Annotated in this window: 20 protein-coding genes; 14 read left to right on the top strand and 6 right to left on the bottom strand. The window is 57.9% G+C overall.

Going from position 1 to position 20,227, the window contains the following annotated elements:
• Positions 1-6 precede the first annotated feature (6 nt).
• Positions 7-666, bottom strand: coding sequence for an amino acid-binding ACT domain protein (locus tag ACLI1L_RS07745; RefSeq protein ID WP_411707278.1), 660 nt, complete (start codon positions 664-666; stop codon positions 7-9).
• 204 nt (positions 667-870) lie between these two features.
• On the opposite strand from ACLI1L_RS07745, the gene gatC reads away from it, so the two are divergent.
• The 3 genes from gatC to ACLI1L_RS07730 all read left to right on the top strand — a co-directional run bounded on the left by gatC (position 871) and on the right by ACLI1L_RS07730 (position 3,236).
• Positions 871-1,167, top strand: coding sequence for an Asp-tRNA(Asn)/Glu-tRNA(Gln) amidotransferase subunit GatC (gatC, locus tag ACLI1L_RS07740; RefSeq protein WP_034656449.1), 297 nt, complete (start codon positions 871-873; stop codon positions 1,165-1,167).
• Entirely contained in the window at positions 1,168-2,655 is a 1,488-nt protein-coding gene (gene gatA, locus ACLI1L_RS07735) for an Asp-tRNA(Asn)/Glu-tRNA(Gln) amidotransferase subunit GatA (RefSeq protein ID WP_086588767.1), read from the top strand. It begins immediately after the preceding gene.
• Positions 2,656-2,741: 86 nt separating this feature from the next.
• Positions 2,742-3,236, top strand: a complete 495-nt coding sequence (locus ACLI1L_RS07730) for an META domain-containing protein (protein WP_086588768.1) — start codon at positions 2,742-2,744, stop codon at positions 3,234-3,236.
• 75 nt (positions 3,237-3,311) lie between these two features.
• On the opposite strand, the gene ACLI1L_RS07725 is transcribed toward ACLI1L_RS07730, so the two are convergent.
• A complete protein-coding gene (locus tag ACLI1L_RS07725) occupies positions 3,312-3,635 on the bottom strand; it encodes a hypothetical protein (protein ID WP_005323344.1) in 324 nt (107 codons plus the stop codon).
• Between the two features lie 47 nt (positions 3,636-3,682).
• On the opposite strand from ACLI1L_RS07725, the gene ACLI1L_RS07720 reads away from it, so the two are divergent.
• From ACLI1L_RS07720 to ACLI1L_RS07710, 3 genes are all read left to right on the top strand, one after another.
• Entirely contained in the window at positions 3,683-5,059 is a 1,377-nt protein-coding gene (locus ACLI1L_RS07720; protein WP_411707277.1) for an MFS transporter, read from the top strand.
• 24 nt (positions 5,060-5,083) lie between these two features.
• Positions 5,084-6,115 carry an ATP-dependent 6-phosphofructokinase gene (locus ACLI1L_RS07715; protein WP_023021719.1) on the top strand — a complete coding sequence of 344 codons (1,032 nt, stop codon included), beginning with the start codon at positions 5,084-5,086 and terminating at the stop codon, positions 6,113-6,115.
• Between the two features lie 79 nt (positions 6,116-6,194).
• Entirely contained in the window at positions 6,195-7,163 is a 969-nt protein-coding gene (locus ACLI1L_RS07710) for a bile acid:sodium symporter family protein (RefSeq protein ID WP_208612476.1), read from the top strand.
• Positions 7,164-7,177: 14 nt separating this feature from the next.
• Here the strand turns inward: ACLI1L_RS07710 and ACLI1L_RS07705 are convergent, their stop codons facing one another.
• On the bottom strand, positions 7,178-7,963 hold the full coding sequence (locus ACLI1L_RS07705) for a DUF4261 domain-containing protein (RefSeq protein WP_411707276.1): 786 nt from the start codon (positions 7,961-7,963) through the stop codon (positions 7,178-7,180).
• A gap of 57 nt (positions 7,964-8,020) precedes the next feature.
• Here ACLI1L_RS07705 and gatB point away from each other — a divergent pair, with 57 nt between their 5' ends.
• The 4 genes from gatB to ACLI1L_RS07685 all read left to right on the top strand — a co-directional run bounded on the left by gatB (position 8,021) and on the right by ACLI1L_RS07685 (position 13,435).
• Positions 8,021-9,526, top strand: coding sequence for an Asp-tRNA(Asn)/Glu-tRNA(Gln) amidotransferase subunit GatB (gatB, locus tag ACLI1L_RS07700; RefSeq protein WP_086588783.1), 1,506 nt, complete (start codon positions 8,021-8,023; stop codon positions 9,524-9,526).
• 138 nt (positions 9,527-9,664) lie between these two features.
• A complete protein-coding gene (locus tag ACLI1L_RS07695; protein ID WP_086588771.1) occupies positions 9,665-10,717 on the top strand; it encodes an NAD(P)-dependent alcohol dehydrogenase in 1,053 nt (350 codons plus the stop codon).
• A 203-nt stretch (positions 10,718-10,920) separates the two neighbouring features.
• A complete protein-coding gene (locus ACLI1L_RS07690; protein ID WP_411707275.1) occupies positions 10,921-12,348 on the top strand; it encodes a hypothetical protein in 1,428 nt (475 codons plus the stop codon).
• 7 nt (positions 12,349-12,355) lie between these two features.
• Positions 12,356-13,435: an aldo/keto reductase gene (locus tag ACLI1L_RS07685; protein ID WP_208612475.1), complete on the top strand. Its 1,080-nt coding sequence runs from the start codon at positions 12,356-12,358 to the stop codon at positions 13,433-13,435.
• 21 nt (positions 13,436-13,456) lie between these two features.
• Here the strand turns inward: ACLI1L_RS07685 and ACLI1L_RS07680 are convergent, their stop codons facing one another.
• Positions 13,457-14,149: a LysE/ArgO family amino acid transporter gene (locus ACLI1L_RS07680; RefSeq protein ID WP_086588773.1), complete on the bottom strand. Its 693-nt coding sequence runs from the start codon at positions 14,147-14,149 to the stop codon at positions 13,457-13,459.
• A gap of 70 nt (positions 14,150-14,219) precedes the next feature.
• Here ACLI1L_RS07680 and ACLI1L_RS07675 point away from each other — a divergent pair, with 70 nt between their 5' ends.
• The 4 genes from ACLI1L_RS07675 (at position 14,220) to ACLI1L_RS07660 (ending at position 17,009) form a co-directional block, all read left to right on the top strand.
• Positions 14,220-15,092 (top strand): LysR family transcriptional regulator ArgP, encoded by an 873-nt coding sequence (locus tag ACLI1L_RS07675; protein WP_411707274.1) that lies wholly within the window; start codon positions 14,220-14,222, stop codon positions 15,090-15,092.
• Between the two features lie 69 nt (positions 15,093-15,161).
• Entirely contained in the window at positions 15,162-16,112 is a 951-nt protein-coding gene (locus ACLI1L_RS07670) for a DoxX family protein (protein WP_086588775.1), read from the top strand.
• A gap of 125 nt (positions 16,113-16,237) precedes the next feature.
• Positions 16,238-16,702, top strand: a complete 465-nt coding sequence (locus ACLI1L_RS07665) for a hypothetical protein (protein WP_411707273.1) — start codon at positions 16,238-16,240, stop codon at positions 16,700-16,702.
• A complete protein-coding gene (locus ACLI1L_RS07660; RefSeq protein WP_023021708.1) occupies positions 16,695-17,009 on the top strand; it encodes a transcriptional regulator in 315 nt (104 codons plus the stop codon). Before ACLI1L_RS07665 ends, ACLI1L_RS07660 begins: the two co-directional genes overlap by 8 nt.
• On the opposite strand, the gene ACLI1L_RS07655 is transcribed toward ACLI1L_RS07660, so the two are convergent.
• Entirely contained in the window at positions 16,984-18,258 is a 1,275-nt protein-coding gene (locus ACLI1L_RS07655; protein ID WP_411707272.1) for a glycosyltransferase 87 family protein, read from the bottom strand. The two genes, ACLI1L_RS07660 and ACLI1L_RS07655, sit on opposite strands and share 26 nt — an antisense overlap.
• Positions 18,259-18,335: 77 nt before the next feature.
• Positions 18,336-20,189 (bottom strand): dihydroxy-acid dehydratase, encoded by a 1,854-nt coding sequence (gene ilvD / locus ACLI1L_RS07650; protein ID WP_411707271.1) that lies wholly within the window; start codon positions 20,187-20,189, stop codon positions 18,336-18,338.
• Positions 20,190-20,227: the final 38 nt, after the last annotated feature.

Below are 20,227 nucleotides of genomic sequence, written 5' to 3'. Positions count from 1 at the left end.
GTCCGGCTACTTGAGGAAGCTGCCTAAGATGGTGCCGATGTGACCTAGGTGCTCCACCTCGGAGGCTAGATAGTCAGGGCCGCCGGTGCGGCCCATGGCTATAACTAGGCCGGTACCGCCGAGCGGGGCGGCGGCGAGTGCGGAGTCAAGCAGTGACCAGCTATCTGGCACCCACTCGTCACGATCAGGGCTGAGCACACGGGCGCTTTCCACCTCAATATCGTGAGGAACGGTGCCGTCATCTTCGGGGGCGGCATTGGAAGAAGCTACGCGGTGGATGGGCTCGTTGTTATCAATGACGATGCACCATGTGGAGGTCAGTGCCCTTGGGATCGCGGCTACTACCTCTTCCATAGCGGCAGTGACATTCGTGGCATGGGCAACGCGTGCTAGGAGCTCGATTTGCCCGCGGCGGTCTACGCGTCCGCTGAATGGGCGGATGGAGTCGACCTCCACTCCCTCGACAGAGGAGGCGGCGGTAATGAGGACATCGGCCATGGTGCCTTGCGGCAACTCAATGACAATGTCATCCATGACCGTTCCATCGGGAAAGTTTTCTACGATATCGACCGATTGGATATTGCCGTCGACGAGTCCAAAGGCGTCGGCAAGCTGGCCCAAGCTGCCAGGAGCATCGGGGAGCAGTACGCGGATCAAAAAGGACATGGTCTTGCACGCTTTCGGTAGTTTGTAGTCCCAGACATGATACGTGCGTCACAATGCGGGCTTCAAGCAACGCAAATTTGGGGTGACGCGGCAACCGTCGTGGTCGGTGCAGTACCATGGGTCGTTAGCAATTCACATAGTACATGCTGCCGGTGAATATTTTTCACCCGCGTGTCAATTATGCAGAAAAAGGATGGAGTTCGCGTGTCTGAGATTTCGCGTGATGAGGTAGCCCACCTCGCCAAGCTTTCCCGCCTGGCCCTGAGTGAGGAAGAGCTAGCCCAGTTCGCAACGCAGATTGATGAAATTGTTGATTCGGTTTCCGCGGTGGGAAACGTTGATACCGAGGGCGTGGAGCCGATGAGCCACCCGCACTCCGTGGACGCCCCGATGCGCGAGGACGTTATTGTGCGCACCCTTACTGCAGAACAGGCCTTGGACCAAGCACCGGCCGTAGAAGAAGAGCGCTTCGTTGTGCCACAGATTCTGGGAGGAGAATAAATGTCTAACCTGACCGTTCCCGCGGAGGGCCTGACCTCCCTGACTGCTGCCGAGCTGGCGGAAAAGATTCACGCCCGTGAAATTACTTCCCGCGAGGTAACCCAGGCATTCCTAGACCGCATTGCAGAGACCAACGAGGAGCTCAACTCCTTCCTACACGTGGGCGCGGAAGAAGCCCTCGCGGCTGCCGACGCCGTGGATAAGGCACTCGATGCCGGCGAAGAGCCTGCTTCCGGTCTGGCCGGCGTGCCGCTGGCTCTGAAGGACTTGCTGGTTACCACCGATGCGCCGACAACCGCCGCTTCCAAGATGTTGGAGGGCTACGTTTCTCCCTATGACGCCACCGTGACCAAGCGCCTGCGCGAGGCTGGAATCCCCATCCTGGGCAAGACCAACCTGGATGAGTTTGCTATGGGTTCGTCCAATGAGAACTCTGCTTTTGGCCCAGCGCATAACCCTTATGACACGGAGCGCACCCCGGGTGGCTCCGGCGGTGGCACCGCTGCTGCGCTTGCGTCCGGTCAGGCGCCGCTTGGCATCGGTACTGATACCGGCGGTTCCATCCGCCAGCCAGCTGCGCTGACCAATACCGTAGGTGTAAAGCCAACCTACGGCACCGTGTCCCGCTACGGTCTTATCGCTGCTGCCTCGTCCCTTGACCAGGCGGGCCCGTGCGGCCGCACTGTCCTCGATACCGCGCTCCTGCACGAGGTCATCGCTGGCCACGATGCTTTCGATGCCACTTCCGTTGATAAGCCGGTAGCGCCGGTTGTCGCCGCTGCACGCGAGGGCGCTAAGGGCGACCTTTCCGGAGTGAAGGTTGGCCTGATTAAGCAATTTGAGCGCGATGGCTGGCAGGAAGGCGTGATGGAGAACTACCATGCCGCCGTTGAGCAGTTGCGCGAGCAAGGCGCGGAGATTGTCGAGGTAGATTGCCCGCACTTCGATGACGCACTGGCTGCGTACTACCTGATCATGCCGTGCGAGGTGTCCTCTAACCTGGCGCGTTTCGACGGCATGCGCTACGGCCTGCGCGCGGGCGATGACGGCTCCCACTCTGCCGAGCAGGTCATGTCCCAGTCTCGTGCAGAAGGCTTTGGCCCGGAGGTCAAGCGCCGCATCATGCTGGGTACTTATGCGCTGTCCGTGGGCTACTACGATGCCTACTATCTGCAGGCGCAGCGCGTGCGTACGCTCATTGCCCAGGACTTTGCTCGCGCCTTCGAGCAGGTTGACGTACTTGTTTCCCCGACCACCCCGACTACCGCGTTCAAGCTGGGGGAGAAGGCCGAGGATCCGATGGCAATGTACAACTTTGACCTGTGCACTCTGCCGCTGAACCTGGCTGGCCTGTGCGGCATGTCTGTGCCATCCGGTCTGGCAAGCGATACCAATTTGCCCACCGGTCTGCAGATCATGGCGCCAGCCTTCCAAGATGACCGCCTGTACAAGGTTGGCGCCGCCTATGAAGCCGGCCGCAATAAATAAGCGGCTTCCTGTGGGGTCCCTGGCGATTCCATAAAGGTTTATCTACCCCCGTTGAATTTATATTCGGCGGGGGTAAATTATTGGGTATGCATTTCAAGAAGACCGCAATTTTTTCGCTGTCCGCCGCTGCACTCATGGGCGTGGGCGTTGCCAATGCCGCGCAGGTGCCCTCCATCGATCCGGGGTTCAGCATGACCGCGCCGACCAACTCTGGGCTTATTGCCCCGCTGCCGAAGGGCGCGGAGAAGCTGGAACCTCACATCGAGGGTCAGACCATCACTGGAACTCTCCACTCCATTAAGGAAGAAGGAAAGTTTAGCGTCGAATTTGCCAAGGACCACTCCTTGGTGATGAATGATGGCTGCAATACCTATACCACCACCTACCAGGTGGCAGCGGATGGCACCATCAGCGTCGGCGAGTTTAACTCCACGCTCGCGGCTTGCGATGAGCATACGCAGCAGCTTTCCGACGCCCTGCTCGGCCTCCTTGAGTCCAAGCCTTCCTTCTTTAACCTCCCTGGCGGCAACGTTGCCTTGGGTAGCAAGGAAGCGGCGGCCGAGTTTAGTGTTGCCAAGTAAAAACTCGCAGCACACTAAAACTAAAAATGCGCACCATGTCTTCGGGCATGGTGCGCATTTTGTGTGTGGGGGGGATTACTTGGCGTCGGAAAGCGCATAGGCTGCGCCCGCCGATGCCGCGGTGACGCTCAGGACGGCTGGCCAGGCGCCAATCTTCTTCGCCAACGGGTGGGAGGCGCCGAATGCGCCCACGTAGAGTGCACACAGGCCAGCAGTGGTAGCCGGAGTGGTTTTCTTTGCCCAAGAGCGGCCTGCCCACACGCCAGCGGCGGCGAGGATAACGCCGCCGAGCGGGCGGATTCCGGTCTCGCGGGCGGTCACCCACCCGCCGATAAGGCCGAGGGTGACAGTAGTGGCGGTAGAAACGTCTTGGGGCTTTTTGATATCAATCATGGACATGCGGCCAGTCTAGGCCGATAATTCTGACCCCGCTAGACTTTATGGCTATGACTGTGGAGACGCACTTGCCGCCTGAGCGCCAAGCATGGCGCGCCATGTTTGCACTGTCCCTGGGATTCTTTGTGTCTCTTCTGGACCAATCCATGGTGGCGGTCGCGCTGCCGAACCTGCAACGCGATCTGGGCGCGGGTGTGAACCAGGCCATGTGGGTATCCGCGTCCTATTTATTGGCTGCAGTGGTGCCCTTGCTCTTCGCCGGCCGCCTAGGCGACGTCTTGGGCCAACGTCGGATGTTTTGTCTGGGCGTGGCTATCTTTGGCGTCGGGGCGATGGTTTGTGCCATAGCTCCCCAAGTAGAAGTACTCATTGCCGCGCGTGCCGTGCAAGGCGTTGGGGCATCTCTCCAGATGCCGCAAAGTATGTCCGTCATCAATCGAATCTTCGCCCGCGAGCGCCGTGGGCGCGCGCTGGGCGTGTGGGGCGTCATCGGCTCGATTGCAGCACTTGTCGGTCCACTCGCCGGAGGCTTCTTAGTGGGGAACTTCGGTTGGCAGGCCGCCTTTTGGGTACACATTCCTTTCGTGGGGCTGGCCATCGTGCTGGCGCTGTTGTGGGTGCCCGAGTTGCCTACTACCGCGCAGTCCATCGATGCGCCATCGGCCGTTGTTTCTCTGATCGCGTTGGCGGCGATTGTCTTTGGCATCCAACAGAGACCGGTACTGGGGTGGGGCTGGACCATTTGGCTTATTCTGCTCGCCGGAGCAATCGCTAGCGCAGGATTTATTCGATTGCAGGCTACCGCCGATGCGCGCGGGGCGAGCCCGTTGGTGCCGCTGATGCTCTTTCGCGACCGCAATTACCTTGCCGGCTCGGTGGGCATCATTGCTATGGGGTTTATGGCGGCTGCGGTGATGCTACCCATCATGTTGTGGCTGCAGACCATGCAGGGCATTCCAGCAGGTGAGGCCGGAATTATCGTGGCGCCAATGGCTCTGGTTTCTCTACTGATATCTCCGCTCGCGGGGATTATGGCGGATTATGTGAATCCTCGAATTCTTGGAGTGGTGGGATTTTCCCTCCTTATTCTTTCTCTGCTTGCGGCATGGTGGGTGATGCATGTAGACGCCCTGCCGTGGGTACTCGGGCTACCCATTGCAGGCCTTGGCGTGGGGCAGTCCTTCATCTGGGGTTCCAACGCAGCTACCACCTTGCGCGATGTTTCGCCGGAGCTCATGGGTGCTGCTTCTGGCGTGTATAACACCTCCCGCCAAGTGGGATCCGTAGTGGGCGTCGCCTTAGTGTCTGCCGTTATGCAAACAGGTGACCCAGCAGTGGCAATTATTAATTCGCTCCTTGTCATCGTGGTTGCGCTGGTGGTGGGCTTGGTATCTGCTCTCTGCTTTCGGGACACTCTGCAGGGCTAAAAATAGCGCGCTAGATTGGTAGGTATGCGTCTAGGTGTTTTAACGTCCGGTGGCGATTGCCCCGGCCTCAATGCTGTAATTCGTGCGGTTGTGCGTACCGCATCCAATGAATTTGGAGATACCGTCGTAGGTTATGAAGACGGTTGGGTGGGCCTGATGGAGGACCGTCGTCGCGATCTCTATGATGATGCAGAAATCGACCGCATTTTGTTGCGCGGCGGCACCATCCTAGGCACTGGCCGTCTGCATCCGGATAAGTTCAAGGCGGGTCTTGATCAGATTAAATCCAATATGGCCGATGCCGAAGTGGATGCCCTCATTGCCATCGGAGGCGAAGGCACCCTCAAGGGAGCAAAGTGGCTATCCGATAACGGGGTGCCGGTAGTAGGCGTTCCAAAGACCATTGACAACGACGTCAATGCCACCGACTACACCTTTGGTTTTGATACCGCCGTATCCGTAGCTACCGATGCTATTGACCGCTTACATACCACCGCGGAATCCCATAACCGTATTCTGATTGTGGAGGTTATGGGCCGCCATGTGGGGTGGATTGCCTTGCACGCGGGCATGGCTGGTGGCGCGCATTACACGGTGGTGCCCGAGGAGCCCTTCGATATCGCAGAAATCACCAAGGCGATGGAGCGCCGCTTCCAGATGGGGGAAAAATACGGCATCATTTGCGTTGCAGAAGGTGCCCTCCCAAAGGAGGGGACGATGGACTTTGAAGCCGGCGGTGTGGATCAGTTCGGGCACCAGACTTTCAACGGTATTGGCCAGGTCATTGGCGATGAGATCAAGGCGCGCACTGGATATGACGTGCGAACGACGGTGCTGGGACACATCCAGCGCGGCGGTACGCCGACTGCCTATGACCGCGTTCTGGCAACTCGATACGGCGTGCACGCAGCCCGTGCTACCCATGAGGGCAAGTCAGGTATGTGTGTAGCTCTCCATGGTGAGGATATTGATCTAGTTCCGTTGGAGGAGGCAGTGGGAACCCTCAAGACAGTGCCGGAATCGCGTTACCGCAATGCACAAGCGCTCTTTGGGTAGAGACCGCGCACATTTCGAATATTAGGATAGCGCTCCCACTGCGTGGGAGCGTATTCTTTTGTCTATGAGTATCGATAGCATGACAGATAATCGGATGGCGGCGGCTACTGGGCCCTCCGCAGCTCAAGACCGCCAAGCATTTATTGCAGCGCTAGGCTTTCCCGTGCTTGTGATTATCGGTGGAGTGATTGGATACTTCGCACCGAATACCGCAGCCTCCTTTGCTCCGCAGGTCACCCCGCTGCTGGGCATCGTCATGTTCGGGATGGGACTTACCCTCAAGCCGGTGGATTTTGCCTTGGTGGCACGCCGTCCGCTGCCCGTTCTCATCGGAGTGGTAGCGCAGTTTGTCATCATGCCGCTGGTGGCGCTGCTGGTAGTCGCGGTGATGGATCTTCCCGATGCTGTAGCTGCCGGCGTCATCCTTGTAGGATGCGCGCCCGGAGGAACGAGCTCTAATGTGGTGTCTTATTTAGCGCGTGGTGATGTAGCCCTGTCGGTGACCATGACCTCGATTTCCACCCTATTGGCACCGGTGCTTACCCCATTGCTGACCTTGTGGCTGGCAGGGGAGTATATGCCGGTTTCCGCTTCGTCTATGGCATGGTCCATTGTGAAGGTGGTGCTCATTCCGGTAGTCGCCGGCATTCTCATCGGCATGCTGGTTCCGCGCGTGGTGGCAAAGATTAACGCGGCATTGCCGTGGATCTCGGTTGCGGCCATTTCGGCCATTGTGTGCATCGTGGTCGGCGGCGCGCACGACACCATCGCTACCGCCGGCGCCCTCGTCTTTGCCGCAGTGGTAATCCACAACGGCTGCGGCTACGGCTTGGGCCACCTGGCCGGAATGCTGACCAAGCAGCCGATCGCCGCCCGTCGCACCATGGCCGTCGAGGTGGGCATGCAAAACTCTGGCTTGGCCACCTCCCTGGCATCGACCTATATGAACCCATTGGCCGCCCTGCCAGGAGCCGTCTTTTCGGTATGGCACAACCTCTCTGGTGCGGTGCTGGCAGCCATCTGCCGCTATTCGGATTCCCGGAACTAGGACCGGGAAACCCGCTAGAAATTGATCGTGACCGCAGGATAGGATTCGTCTACATACCAGGGCTCTTTCTGCACGGTCAGTGGGGGCTGGCCTTGCTCGAAAGAGAGGGTGTCGCCGTCTTTGACGGTGGCGCCTTGCAGAACATGGTCTGCGATATTGACCAGCTTGTAATAGAGATCGGTGGGATCCATGGATTCGGTCGCTGCTTGGACTTCCGGGTGTCCGGCTTGGACCAGCCCAACGGTATAACCCAAGATCTTGTTTTCTTTTTGGGTAAGCCACACCGGAGCGATGTGCATTGGGGCAAGGTTATCCCGAACGGCCTCGAGGAAAGTATTCGGCGCGATAGAAACGTTTCCGCGGGGGTTGCGGACTATCAGGCAGTCGGGGTGCTCGGCTACCACCGCAGTGGCCTTGGAGAGTAGCTCAAGGTGATCGCGGCGGGTCTCGCGGAATTGCTTCGCGCGATCATGTTCGGTCTCACGGGGAAGCACGGACACGAGGATTTGTGCGGTGGCGGAATCGAGGCCGCGCGCATCCGCGCTCAAAATGGGGTGGAGGCCATAGCTATCGCGGGTGGGAGGGGTATCGACGGGTAGGTAGTGCAATAAGAAGGAATCATCAAGCTCGACCATGATGCTTCCCGGATTCTTGCCCGGCATGATATCTCCAAGGCGATCGCCAAAAGTGGTGGTCAGCCGTTCGCTTATCTCATCAGGGGTAGGAGCAGTGCGGAAGACTGCGATGTTGATCAATGGGGCATCGATAAGCGCGGCATCAACGCTATGTAGTGTAGTCATAATATTCAGCTTAGGGGCGTGAGCGCGCGGGCGCATGGACGTATTAAGATGGCACGCATGACTGCTGCGATGTATGACCTGATGGACTTCGATGAGGTCCTAGAAAAGTTCGAACCGGTAATGGGCATGGAAGTCCACGTAGAGCTGGATACGGAAACCAAGATGTTTTCTACCTCTCCTACGAACTTCAACGCAGCGCCTAACTCCAACGTTGACCCGGTCTCACTGGGTCTGCCCGGTGCGCTGCCGGTAGTAAATTCCAAGGGCGTGGAGGGCGCCATCAAGATTGGCTTGGCGCTTAATTGCTCCATTGCGGAGTCTTCTCGCTTTGCCCGCAAGAACTATTTTTACCCGGACCAGCCAAAGAACTACCAGATTTCCCAGTATGACGAGCCGATTGCCTACGACGGTTACCTGGACGTAGTGCTGGAGGACGGCACCGAGTGGCGGGTGGAAATTGAGCGCGCGCACATGGAGGAAGACACCGGCAAGCTGACCCACTTGGGCGGCGTGGACGGCCGAATTCACGGTGCTACGGCTTCCTTGGTGGATTGCAACCGTGCGGGCATTCCTCTCATTGAAATTGTCACCAAGCCGATCGTCGGCGCCGGCGAGCGTGCACCGGAGGTGGCTAAGGCCTATGTTTCCGCCCTGCGTGAGCTCGTGGCAGCCCTAGGCGTTTCCGATGCCCGTATGGATCAGGGCTCGATGCGAGTGGATTCCAACCTGTCTCTGCGCCCAGTGGGTCAGGAAGAATTCGGCACCCGTACCGAGACCAAGAACATCAACTCCCTGCGTTCTGTGGAACAGGCGGTTCGCTTCGAGATGCAGCGCCAGGCACAGGTACTCGAAGATGGCGGCACTATTGATCAGGAAACCCGCCACTACCAGGAGGCCGACGGCACTACCTCCAAGGGGCGTCCGAAGGAGACCGCGGAGGACTACCGTTACTTCAATGACCCGGATCTTCCGCCGGTTATCGCCCCACGCGAGTGGGTAGAAGAACTGCGCCAGACCCTTCCGGAGCTGCCATGGGTTCGCCGTGCGCGCATTCAGGAAGAGTGGGGCATCAAGGATGAAGAGATGCGCGACTTGGTTAACGCCGGCGCACTCGACCTCATCGTGGATACCGTTGAGGCCGGCGCGAAGCCGGACGAGGCGCGCTCTTGGTGGGTTTCCTATCTAGCAGGCAAGGCCAACGAGGAGGAAACCGACCTTGCCGGTTTGTCCATTACCCCGCAGCAGGTGGCTCGCGTTATCGCGCTCGTCAATGAGGGGAAGCTGACTACCAAGCTGGCGCGTAAGGCGGTAGATGGCGTGTTGGCGGGCGAAGGCGACGTCGACGAGGTCGTCGAAAAGCGCGGCTTGGAGGTCGTGCGCGACGATGGAGCCATTGAAAAGGCCGTGGATGATGCGCTGGCAGCTAACCCGGACATCGTGGAGAAGTACCGTGCCGGCAATAAGAAGGTAACCGGTGCCATTGTGGGTGCGGTCATGAAGGCCACCCAGGGAAAGGCCGATCCTGGTCAGGTCAATAAGCTCATCGCAGAGAAGCTGAACTAAGCACCACGTTAAGCCAGCCGCGCTCGCACTTCCTCGAACAGGACGCGTGGCTGGCTTTTTTGTGCCCTCATTTCCTGTCAAAATTGGTGATTATTTTCGTTAGGCGAGGTCAGTAGGGTTGGGCGTAGGGTTGTGGGCATGTCAATTAAGAGCAAAGTATTGCAAAAGGAAAACCCTGAAGCACCCTTTAAGGTCGTAGAAATCGAGCGCCGCGATCCGCGCGAAGATGACGTGGTCATTGATATCAAAGCTGCAGGCATTTGCCACTCCGATATCCACACCATTCAAAACGAGTGGGGCGAAGCCCACTTCCCACTGACGGTGGGCCATGAAATCGCTGGTGTTGTAGAAGCCGTGGGCGATAAGGTCACTAAGTTCAAGGTGGGCGACCGCGTTGGCGTGGGATGCTTAGTAAACTCCTGTGGCGAGTGCGAGCAATGCCGCAATGGACAGGAACAGAACTGCCTTAACGGCAATGTAGGAACCTATAACTCCGAAGACGTTGACGGCACCATTACCCAAGGTGGCTATGCACAGAAGGTAGTCGTCAATGAAGGCTTCGTGTGCACCATCCCCGAGGGTATTGACTTTGATGAAGCAGCCCCGCTGCTGTGCGCGGGAATCACCACCTATTCGCCGCTGGCCCGCTGGCAGGTCAAGGAAGGTGACAAGGTCGCTGTAGTGGGCCTAGGCGGATTGGGCCACATGGGTGTCCAGATCGCGGCGGCCAAGGGAGCAGAAGTGACCGTGATTTCCCGCTCCTTGCGCAAGGAGAAGGAAGCCTACGAGCTTGGTGCGAAGCACATTTTGGCCACCGGTGAAGACGAAGACTTCTTTGCCAACCACCGCGGCGAATTCGATGTCATCCTATCCACCATTTCTGCCCAGTACTCCCTCGATGATTACCTGCAGCTGCTCAAGCCGCGCGGCATCATGTCCGTGGTGGGGCTGCCACCAGAGGACCTGGGAATCCATATGGGCAGCCTCGTCGGTGGCGGTAAGGTGCTTACGGGCAATAATATCGGCGGTATCGCCGAGACCCAGGAGATGCTGGACTTTTGTGCCGAGCACGGCATTGGTGCCGTCATTGAGAAGATCGGCGTCAACGATGTCGATGCTGCCTATGAGCGCGTGGTTGCCGGCGATGTGAAATTCCGCTTTGTGATTGATACCGCAACCTTCGAAGACTAAGGCGTTTGGTTGATTTCACTGAATCTCCATATGTGATTTAGCACAACATCGGTATGCGTCAGTAGGTGTTTGGCGGGTCACTTACGTACCATTCCTTAAGGAACGCATATCGGTGTTGTGTAGCCCACGTGCTGGGGAGTGGGGGACATAGGGGCCGCGCGCACCAGTATGCGAGAGATATTCGCTACAAAAGTTAGGCAACTGTGTCTTCTAAAAACATTATCGCCATTGCAATGTCCTTCGTGGGCTTGTTGGTCGGCGCAGGCTTTGCCACGGGACAAGAGGTGGTGCAGTACTTCACTGCCTTTGGTACCTGGGGTGTTCCTGGCATCATTATCGCCGCACTCATCATGACCCTTGCAGGTACAGTGTTCTTGCAGTTGGGAAGCTATTTCCACGCCTCGGAACACAATACTGTTTTCCGCAATGTCACCCACCCGATCGTCTCCAAATTGCTGGATGTGGCGGTCATCATCACCCTCTTTGCCATTGGCTTTGTGATGTTGGCGGGTGCCGGCTCTAATATGCAGCAGCAGTTTGGCTGGAAGACGTGGATCGGTTCCACGCTCATGCTGGTCTTGGTTCTGATTGTTGGCATGCTCGACGTGGATAAGGTTTCCAAGGTTATCGGTGCGGTAACGCCGACCATCATCATTGCGGTCATTGGTGTAGCCATCTACACCGCACTTAATATGCCGGATGATATCGGTGCTGCCATGGACGCCTCCAGTCAGATCGATACTCCGATTGGCAACTGGCTGATTTCCGCACTGAACTACAACGGCCTTGCTCTGATGCTAGCCGTATCTATGTCCCTGGTTATCGGCGGCGATAATATTAGCCCGCGCGAGGCCGGCTGGGGCGGCGTCGTGGGCGGCATTATCTACTCCGTCATGATGGGGCTTGCCGGTTTCTCTTTGCTGATGAACTCGGATAAGGCACAAGGCTCCGATATTCCGATGTTGTCTCTGGTCGATGACGTCAATCCCACATTGGGCGCTGTCATGGCGGTCATCATTTACTTGATGATCTTCAATACCGCCATCGGCATGTTCTACGCGCTGGGTAAGCGCCTGTCTGCCGGCCATGAGAAGCGCTACCCGGTCATCTTCGTCATCGGCTGCTTGGCTGGTTTCGCTGTTTCCTTTGCCGGCTTTAAGACCTTGATGAACTACATCTACCCAATCATTGGCTACATGGGAATCCTCATGGTCGCCATCTTGGTTTTTGCCTGGTTCCGTAGCCAGTCCCAGATCCAGGACGAGGCAGTGCGCCGCGAGCGCGTACGTGCCCTCATGCACCTGAAGCTGCACCCGGACAAGGAATATGACGCCGAGCGCTACGACGATGAAATTGGCCAGCACATCGAGGACTCCAATATGGATAACGAGGCCCTTTATGATGAGCTGGTGGAGGAAGTCACCGAGAAACTCGACAGCGACGATGACGTGGACTTTGACAAGGAAAAGTACGAAGAAAAGCGCCACGATTACTCCTACTACACCGAGCGTGATGCGGTAGAAACCGACCGTACCCCGGAAGAAATTGAAAAGTGGGTCGAAGAAACCGGTGCATCCGGCGATCCCGAGGAAGATGAGCAGCAGCCGAAGGCTGACAAACCGAAGAATTAAGCGGACAATGGGTGTCATGAGTATCTATGCACCCGCATCTGACCGTTATGATTCGATGGAGTACCGCCGAGTAGGTAACTCTGGTCTGAAGTTGCCGGCCATTTCCCTTGGTCTATGGCAGAACTTTGGAGACGATCGTCCCCTGGCCACGCAGCGCGAGATTCTACGCGCAGCGTATGACCGGGGGATTACTCATTTCGATTTGGCTAATAACTATGGCCCGGAACCTGGCGCCGCCGAAGCCAACTTCGGCCGTATTTTCGCTCGCGATTTCCGTCCCTTCCGTGATGAAATGATCATCTCTTCCAAGGCCGGCTGGGTGATGAATGATTCCCCCTACGGCTTTGGTGGCTCCCGCAAGTACCTGGTGAGCTCCTTGGACGCGTCCCTCAAGCGAATGGGCTTGGATTATGTGGACATCTTCTATCACCACCGCCCGGATCCAGATACCCCGCTGGAAGAGACCCTGTATGCACTGCGCGATATCGTAGCTTCCGGCAAGGCCCTCTACGTGGGCATTTCCTCTTACGGGCCGGAGCTTACCGCGGAGGCCGTGGAATTTATGGAAGAGGAAGGCTGTCCGTTGCTGATTCATCAGCCGAGCTATTCCATTCTCAACCGCTGGATTGAACGTCCCGGCGAAGACGGCGAGTCGCTGCTTGACGTCACTGGGCGTAGCGGATTGGGAGTCATCGGCTTCGGGCCGCTGGCACAGGGCATGCTGACGGATCGCTATATTGATGGCATTCCCGCAGATTCCCGCGCGGCAAAAGATAAGACCTTGGAAAAGGATTGGCTCAATGAGGAGAACCTGTCCATGATTCGCGCTCTTAACGATATTGCGCGCAAGCGTGGGCAGTCTTTGGCTCAGATGGCTATTTCGTGGGTACTGCGCGACCAAGGCGACCGCACGCTAACCTCGGCGCTATTGGGCGCCTCTTCGGTGGAGCAGCTCGAGCACAACCTGGGGGCATTGGATAACCTCGCCTTCAGTGCGGAGGAGCTGGGCGCGATTGACGACGTCGCCCACGACGCAGGCATCAACCGTTGGGCCGGTGCCACTGCATCTCGCGTGCGCGGTAACTAGGCGGCCCTTTGAACCCGGCCCCTAGAGCAGGAGCAACTTGAGCGTTAGGCCAATCATGATGACGCCGATACCGAAGTTGATCCAGCGCCATACCGTGGGTCGGGACAACACGTGGGAAAAGCGTGCGGCGCCAAAGCCGATGAAGGGGAACCAAGTGAAGCTGGCGCAGATAGCACCCACGGCGAAGAGCCAGCGCCCTGATTCGCCGTATTGGTTGGCGATGCTGCCAAGCATGACCACCACGTCTACGTAGGCGCCTGGGTTCAGCCACGTTAAGGCCAGGGCGGTCAATAGTGGCTTAACCCAGGAGGGGGAGCGCTTTATCTCCACCCGAGTTTTAGTCTTCGTCGTGCTGCGTGACGTGGAACCATCGAAGGTGGCTACTTCCTGCGGGACCTTAGGCTGTGTGGATTCGACCTCAATGGCCTCGCCCTTGGTCTTTAACGCATCGCGGAAGCAGGTAAAAGTAAAATAGGCCAGGTAAGCCGCGCCAACGTATTTCAGGACTTGCAGGGCGTTGGGAAACTTTTCTACCAGGTAGCCCACGCCGGCTGTGCCGGAGGTAATCAGGATGATGTCGGAGAGCGCGCAGACGGCAATGATTAAACCGATGTGATCACGGCGGATGCCGAATTTAAGCAGCATGGCATTTTGCGGCCCGACGGCCACGATAAGCGATAATCCCAGAAAGAAACCAGCAAGCACGATGGACATGCTTTCTAGTGTGAATTCTTAGGCTGGATTAGTCCAGTTAATGCTTCTTCAGTTGGTTTAGAATAGCTTCATGAACCCGGTGCACCTAGAAACTTTGCTTGCGATCGTGGACGAAGGCAGCTTCGATGTTGCCGCAGCCGTGCTCGGTATATCGCCGTCTGCGGTGAGCCAGCGTATCAAGGCCTTGGAGTCGAGCACCGGACGAGTACTCCTTCGCCGTGCCACCCCGGTAACCGCCACGGAAGCGGGGGAGATCCTGGTTCAATCTGCACGCCGCATGGCGTTGGTGCAGGCGGAGACGGATGCCCGCCTAGGTCACCGCTTGGCCCGGGTCCCGCTTTCTGTCGCAGTGAACTCGGATTCCCTAGCGACATGGTTTCGTAGGGTTCTTAACGATACCGCGCGGCGGGGCGACGTCGCGTTGCGCATCCGGATTGAGGATGAGGCCCGCACCTTAGCTATGCTGCGGCGGGGCGATGTGCTTGGCGCGGTAACGAGGGAAGCCACGCCGGTCTCGGGCTGCGAGTCTAGCTTTTTAGGTACGATGCGGTACTTCCCAGTCGCGGCACCACATATTGCAGAAAGCTTCCATAGCGGTCACCTGACCTGGGAAACTATGCCCCTTGTAGGCTATGGGCCCAACGATCAAGTACTGGATGATGCAATGCGTGAGCGCTTCATTGATTCGGCCGTGGTGCGTGCCCGGGTGTCACAGATTCCCTCTTCCGAGGGCTACCTCGAGGCCGTTCGCGTTGGCCTGGGGTGGGGATTGCTACCCCAGGCCCAAGCGCTGCCTCTATTGGCAGCAAAAGAGCTGGTGCTTCTCGACGACTCCCCGCTCGATATCGACCTCTACTGGCAGCGTTGGCGCTTGGAGTCAGAGGTTTTGAGCGAACTTACGCGTTCGGTAATCGAGGCTGCGGCCGATCTAGTGGCGACGTAGCACGCGTGCTCGCGCGGCGCGCCGTGGTGGGTACCACAAAAGTGCAGGCACGTGCCCTAAGTTGGAGCTATGAGCGATAAGCAGCAACCGGATAAAGCCACCCCGTTTGATGAGGATATGGACGTGCCTACCTACAACGCGAAGCCCGCTAGTAAGGATTCTGTCTCCGGCCAGGGGAAGTCGAAACCTGGCCTCTTCGAGCGCGCCGGCCGCGCTGAGCCGCAGGAGATCAAGCCTTCCCAGGCACGGCAAGACCACCCTGAAACTGAGGTAATGTCCTACTCCAGCGCGAATGAAGCCGCGCGCCAGCAAAGCGGCGCCAGCGAGGAAACCGTAGCGTTTGCGCAATCGGAGTCGGCCACGCCGGTCAGTGCCGAGGAGGAATCGGCACTTGCTACTGCCGACGCCTCTGAAGAAGGTGCCGCCAGCGCAGAAACCGTAGAGGAGCGCGAGGCCCGCTTGCAGGCGGAACAGGAAGAAAAAGAAGGCTACCACCGCTATGGGCGCCGCGGCACTATCGACTTTGGTCTGCTATTCATTCGCATCGCACTGAGCGCCTACCTAATCATTGCCGGTGCAAAAACCTTCTTCGAGCTCGGTGATAGTCAGGGCTTGTCCGGTCTAGAGGGCGACTTTGCTAACTATGCCTGGGATACCGCACTGTCAATTGCGGTTCCAACCATGCAGCTTATCGCTGGTGTATTCCTGTTGCTGGGACTCATTACGCCTCTGGCTGCCATGCTGGGCTTGGTAGTGACCGGCTTTACTGCCGTGCATGAAATAGCGCAGACTGGTGCCGGCTTGGACGTCTTTAGCTGGCCAGATTCCGTATGGCTTTCCCTAGTCCTCTTCGTTATCGCCGTGGGCCTGCAGTTCACTGGCCCGGGCTTTATCTCCCTGGACTTCAAACGCTCGTGGGCACGCCGCCCACTGGGTACTTCGTGGGTCTTTGTGCTTATCGGCGTAGCGATTCTCGTAGCACTGTGGTTCTTCGGTGCGGGAGTTAATCCGCTGAACTAATCGCCAAAAGGTTATCCGTCGCACGCGCGGCGGATTTTCTTTTACCCCTTGCTTTCTCGAGTGGAAAGTATGATACTTTCTAAAGTGGAAAACAACGAAATTTGAGGGTGAAAGGGATAGAGACGATGGAAGACAGCGTGCACGAGGCACTGGCATTTAATGAAGAAATGGAGCAAGACCAGAGCGCAGGGCGGAAGACCGCGCTTAATGCATTGTTTGCTGCGGCGTTAGCAGGACTGTGGTTTGGCCTGAGCCAATTTGGGGAAGGTATGCCGCTATGGTTATCTCTCGGAGTCATACTTGCCTGCGTGGGTGTAGGCCTTTGGGTAGGCGCTAAAAAGCGTGACGTACGTGCAGGCTATAGACAAAATCCTTTTGACCAGCCGCAGCCGGACTGGAAATACTATCTCGGATTTTTTCTAATGTTTGCCCCTACGTTTTTCCAGACCTTTCTCGAAGGGCACATGGTGATTGCGGCCATCGTATTCACGCTGTGGGGCTTGGGTGTGTTTTGGGCTCTCAATTCGGGAGCAATGGATATGTCCACGCGTGGCCATAGAGACGACAAGCAGGCGAGCGGTGATGAGTGAGCTTGATCCAGTAATCCACCCGCTTAACCGGTTTAAGATTTGTGCGGTACTTAATGCTGCCGGGGCAGTGGAAGGCGCCATCAACAAAGAGATGCGCTTTGCCGCGATTCGAGACAAGGTGAATCAATCCGATGCCACGCTGTCTAAGCAGCTAAGCGCACTGGAAAAAGAGGGGTATGTCAGTCGCTTTCGTGAGTATGGATCCTCGCGTGGCAAGGACACGGTATGGGTAATGCTCACGGCCAAAGGTAAGACGGCATTCGATTCGCACCTTGCAGCGCTTAAGACGCTAGCGGGGCAGGAGTAGCGGTATTTGCGTTCCGGTTATTGCGCTGGGAGGCATAGAAAGCGGCTGCGAAAAGTGCGACGGTCAGTATGGTTAGCCACACGAAGTCATCCACCCAGAACTTCTGGTAGCGCTCCATGGCGTGGACATCGACTTGATCGCCCCACCACCACTTGGGCGGGACGGTCAGCAGCATGGCTGACCAGGCGACGAGGACGGTAAGCAGGCTGCCCGCGGCCCATCCCGTAGAAAGCCAACTCCAAGCGCGGTAAAGGAAGACTGGGATGATGAGCGTGAGCCAGACCCAGTGGTGTGACCAGGAAACGGGGGAGATGAGCAGGAGGGTGAGGGCGGTGACCAACTGGGCGTCGACAAGCAAATGCTCTTCGCACAGGCGCTTAATAAGCCACGCCGCGAATGCAATGACCACGAGGGAGGCGGTGATCCAAGCAATGTTGATAGCCAGACCATTGGCATCCATGGCCTCCGAAGAAGAATACATGCGCTGAATGGCGCCCTTGATAGAACTATTGGACTGGTAATCAGTCCCCACGCCGAAGTCGCCGCCAGAGCCCATATCGAGCAATTTGGAACTGAAGAACTCCACGAACGCGTCCCAGCGGAAGGCCGCGGCAAGAAGTGTGGCCGCGACAGCGGAAAGGAGCGCTGTGGCAATCTGCTTCCACTCCTTGCGCATGAGGAAGTAAAGCAGCATGGCCAGAGGGGTTATCTTGATGGCGGCCGCCAGACCGATCAGGATTCCTTGCGGTAGGAAGCGCCGGCGCGGAACGAGGTCGAGGACAACGAGCGTCATGACCACGATATTGATTTGGGCAAAGCCGTTATTGAGGTCAACCGGCTCAAAGCGCAATACAATTGCCCAAGTAATGGCGGTGACGGGCAGGAGGAACTCTGGCTTTTTCAGCACTGCCTTGAATACAAAGTAGAGGCAGAGGAGCACGAGAAGATCCGAGAGGACGACCACGATGTCGCCTGCCATGTCGTGGTCAATGCCATCGAAGGCCGTCAGTGGGACCATGACCAGCGCGCCAAAGGGTGGATAAATAAAGGGCAATTGAATATCGCCAGCCAGCATGGGTTCGCTGTAGACAGAGCGGTATTCAAGGAAGGCCTTGACGCCTTCGCGGTAGACCACCATATCGATGGGGAAGTCCGTAATGTGGATATCTTGGACGATCTTCCGAGCGCCAAAAATGAGCCCCAGTAAGGCCAGGGCATAGCGGAATAACGGGGTACGCGCGAATTTCATCGCAGGATATCTTATGCGATTTGCAGGCAAAAGGCGCGCACCCCACCGAAGCACAGCAATTTAGCAGCTATCTCCTGCTAATTCACATAACCGTCAACCACGCGAACCGCGCCGCGGTCAGCTGAGGTTGCCATTGCCGCATATGCACGCAGTGCCTTAGTGATCGGGCGGTTTCGGCTTACTGGGGTCCAAGGGGATTCGCGCTGTTCTTGGGCGGCGCGGCGGCGCTCCAGTACTTCCTCATCCACGTCTAGGGTGAGCTCGCGCTCGTGGATATTAATGGAGATGGTGTCGCCGTTTTCGATGAGCCCGATAAGTCCTTGGTGAGCAGCCTCGGGGGAGATGTGTCCGATAGATAGGCCGGAAGTACCGCCGGAGAAGCGGCCGTCGGTAATCAAGGCACATGCCTTGCCCAATCCGGCGCCCTTGAGGAAGGAAGTCGGGTGGAGCATCTCTTGCATGCCAGGCCCACCGGCCGGGCCTTCATAGCGGATGACCACGACATCGCCCGGCTGAACCTCCTTATTGAGGATGATAGATACCGCTTCTTCCTGGGATTCCACGACCCGTGCAGGGCCGGAGAAGGTCCACAGCTCTTCTTCGACGCCCGCTGCCTTGACGATGGCCCCGTCGGGAGCGAGGTTGCCGCGCAGGACAACGAGGCCACCGTCGGAAGAAAAGGCATGCTCGGCGTCGTGGATGCAGCCATTGGCGGCGTCGGTATCGAGCTCGTCCCAGCGGTTGGATTGGGAGAAGGGCTCCGTGGTGCGCACGCCGCCGGGGGCGGCGTAGTAGAGTTCGCGGGCCTCATCGGTGGCGTGAGGGTTGCGGATATCCCAGTCATCGAGCCACTGTTCGGCGTTGTCATATAGCGCTGTATGTACCTTGAGATTGAGGTGCCCGGCGCGGCGAAGCTCGCCCAAGATTGCGGGAATGCCGCCGGCGCGGTGAACATCTTCAATGTGGTAGGTCCCGTTGGGCGCTACCTTGGACAGGCAGGGCACGCGGTAGGAGATGTCGTTGATGTCATCCAGGGTGAAGTCCACGTCGCCTTCCTGCGCGGCCGCCAAGGTGTGCAGGATGGTATTGGTGGAGCCGCCCATGGCCATGTCTAGGGCCATGGCGTTAGTGAAAGCTTCCTTGGTAGCGATGTCGCGCGGAAGGACCGATTCGTCTTCTTCGCCGTAATAGCGACGGCACATGTCGACGATGGTGGTGCCGGCCTTTTCGAATAGGCCGCGGCGGGCCGTGTGGGTGGCCAAGGTGGTACCGTTGCCGGGCAGCGCTAGGCCGAGCGCCTCGGTCAGGCAGTTCATGGAATTGGCGGTAAACATGCCGGAGCAGGAACCACAGGTGGGGCAGGCAGATGCTTCGACCTGGGTCAGTCCTTCATCCGAGACCTCATCATTGGCGGAGGCCGTAATGGCCGTAATGAGGTCGGTTGGGGCGTGGGCTACGCCGTCTACAACGACCGCCTTTCCTGCCTCCATTGGCCCACCGGAGACAAAGATGGTGGGGATATTCAAGCGCAGGGCAGCATTGAGCATGCCGGGGGTGATTTTATCGCAGTTGGAGATGCATACCAGGGCGTCGGCAGTGTGGGCATTGGCCATGTACTCGATGGAATCGGAGATGATTTCGCGGGAGGGAAGCGAGTACAGCATGCCGCTATGGCCCATGGCAATGCCATCATCGATTGCGATGGTGTTGAATTCCTTGGGCACTCCGCCGGCCTCACGTACGGCATCGGCGACAATATCGCCGACGTTTTTGAGGTGCACGTGGCCGGGGACGAATTGGGTATAGGAGTTGGCGATGGCCACGATCGGTTTACCAAAGTCATTTTCCTTGGTGCCGGTTGCGCGCCACAGGGCCCGGGCGCCAGAGGCCTGGCGGCCGACGGTAGTTACTTTTGAGCGCAGCGGGAACATGGTTTAAAGTCACCATTCCTTCAAGGGATGTGGGGGAG

The sequence above is a fragment of the Corynebacterium sp. LaCa117 genome, assembly GCF_046717765.1.
Lineage (GTDB): Bacteria > Actinomycetota > Actinomycetes > Mycobacteriales > Mycobacteriaceae > Corynebacterium > Corynebacterium kefirresidentii.
Note: the sequence above shows the minus strand (reverse complement) of the source record. Positions and strands in the feature narration are given on the sequence as shown.

Excerpts from the sequence above, each read along its gene's own strand:
- ACLI1L_RS07675 (WP_411707274.1), top strand. The coding sequence starts at position 14,220 with ATGAACCCGGTGCACCTAGAAACTTTGCTTGCGATCGTGGACGAAGGC.
- ACLI1L_RS07670 (WP_086588775.1), top strand. The coding sequence starts at position 15,162 with ATGAGCGATAAGCAGCAACCGGATAAAGCCACCCCGTTTGATGAGGAT.
- ACLI1L_RS07730 (WP_086588768.1), top strand. The coding sequence starts at position 2,742 with ATGCATTTCAAGAAGACCGCAATTTTTTCGCTGTCCGCCGCTGCACTC.
- ilvD (WP_411707271.1), bottom strand. The coding sequence starts at position 20,189 with ATGTTCCCGCTGCGCTCAAAAGTAACTACCGTCGGCCGCCAGGCCTCT.
- ACLI1L_RS07725 (WP_005323344.1), bottom strand. The coding sequence starts at position 3,635 with ATGTCCATGATTGATATCAAAAAGCCCCAAGACGTTTCTACCGCCACT.
- ACLI1L_RS07745 (WP_411707278.1), bottom strand. The coding sequence starts at position 666 with ATGTCCTTTTTGATCCGCGTACTGCTCCCCGATGCTCCTGGCAGCTTG.
- ACLI1L_RS07705 (WP_411707276.1), bottom strand. The coding sequence starts at position 7,963 with ATGACTACACTACATAGCGTTGATGCCGCGCTTATCGATGCCCCATTG.
- ACLI1L_RS07665 (WP_411707273.1), top strand. The coding sequence starts at position 16,238 with ATGGAAGACAGCGTGCACGAGGCACTGGCATTTAATGAAGAAATGGAG.
- ACLI1L_RS07680 (WP_086588773.1), bottom strand. The coding sequence starts at position 14,149 with ATGTCCATCGTGCTTGCTGGTTTCTTTCTGGGATTATCGCTTATCGTG.
- ACLI1L_RS07660 (WP_023021708.1), top strand. The coding sequence starts at position 16,695 with ATGAGTGAGCTTGATCCAGTAATCCACCCGCTTAACCGGTTTAAGATT.
- ACLI1L_RS07655 (WP_411707272.1), bottom strand. The coding sequence starts at position 18,258 with ATGAAATTCGCGCGTACCCCGTTATTCCGCTATGCCCTGGCCTTACTG.
- ACLI1L_RS07695 (WP_086588771.1), top strand. The coding sequence starts at position 9,665 with ATGTCAATTAAGAGCAAAGTATTGCAAAAGGAAAACCCTGAAGCACCC.
- gatB (WP_086588783.1), top strand. The coding sequence starts at position 8,021 with ATGACTGCTGCGATGTATGACCTGATGGACTTCGATGAGGTCCTAGAA.
- gatA (WP_086588767.1), top strand. The coding sequence starts at position 1,168 with ATGTCTAACCTGACCGTTCCCGCGGAGGGCCTGACCTCCCTGACTGCT.
- ACLI1L_RS07710 (WP_208612476.1), top strand. The coding sequence starts at position 6,195 with ATGACAGATAATCGGATGGCGGCGGCTACTGGGCCCTCCGCAGCTCAA.
- ACLI1L_RS07720 (WP_411707277.1), top strand. The coding sequence starts at position 3,683 with ATGACTGTGGAGACGCACTTGCCGCCTGAGCGCCAAGCATGGCGCGCC.
- ACLI1L_RS07715 (WP_023021719.1), top strand. The coding sequence starts at position 5,084 with ATGCGTCTAGGTGTTTTAACGTCCGGTGGCGATTGCCCCGGCCTCAAT.
- ACLI1L_RS07685 (WP_208612475.1), top strand. The coding sequence starts at position 12,356 with ATGGGTGTCATGAGTATCTATGCACCCGCATCTGACCGTTATGATTCG.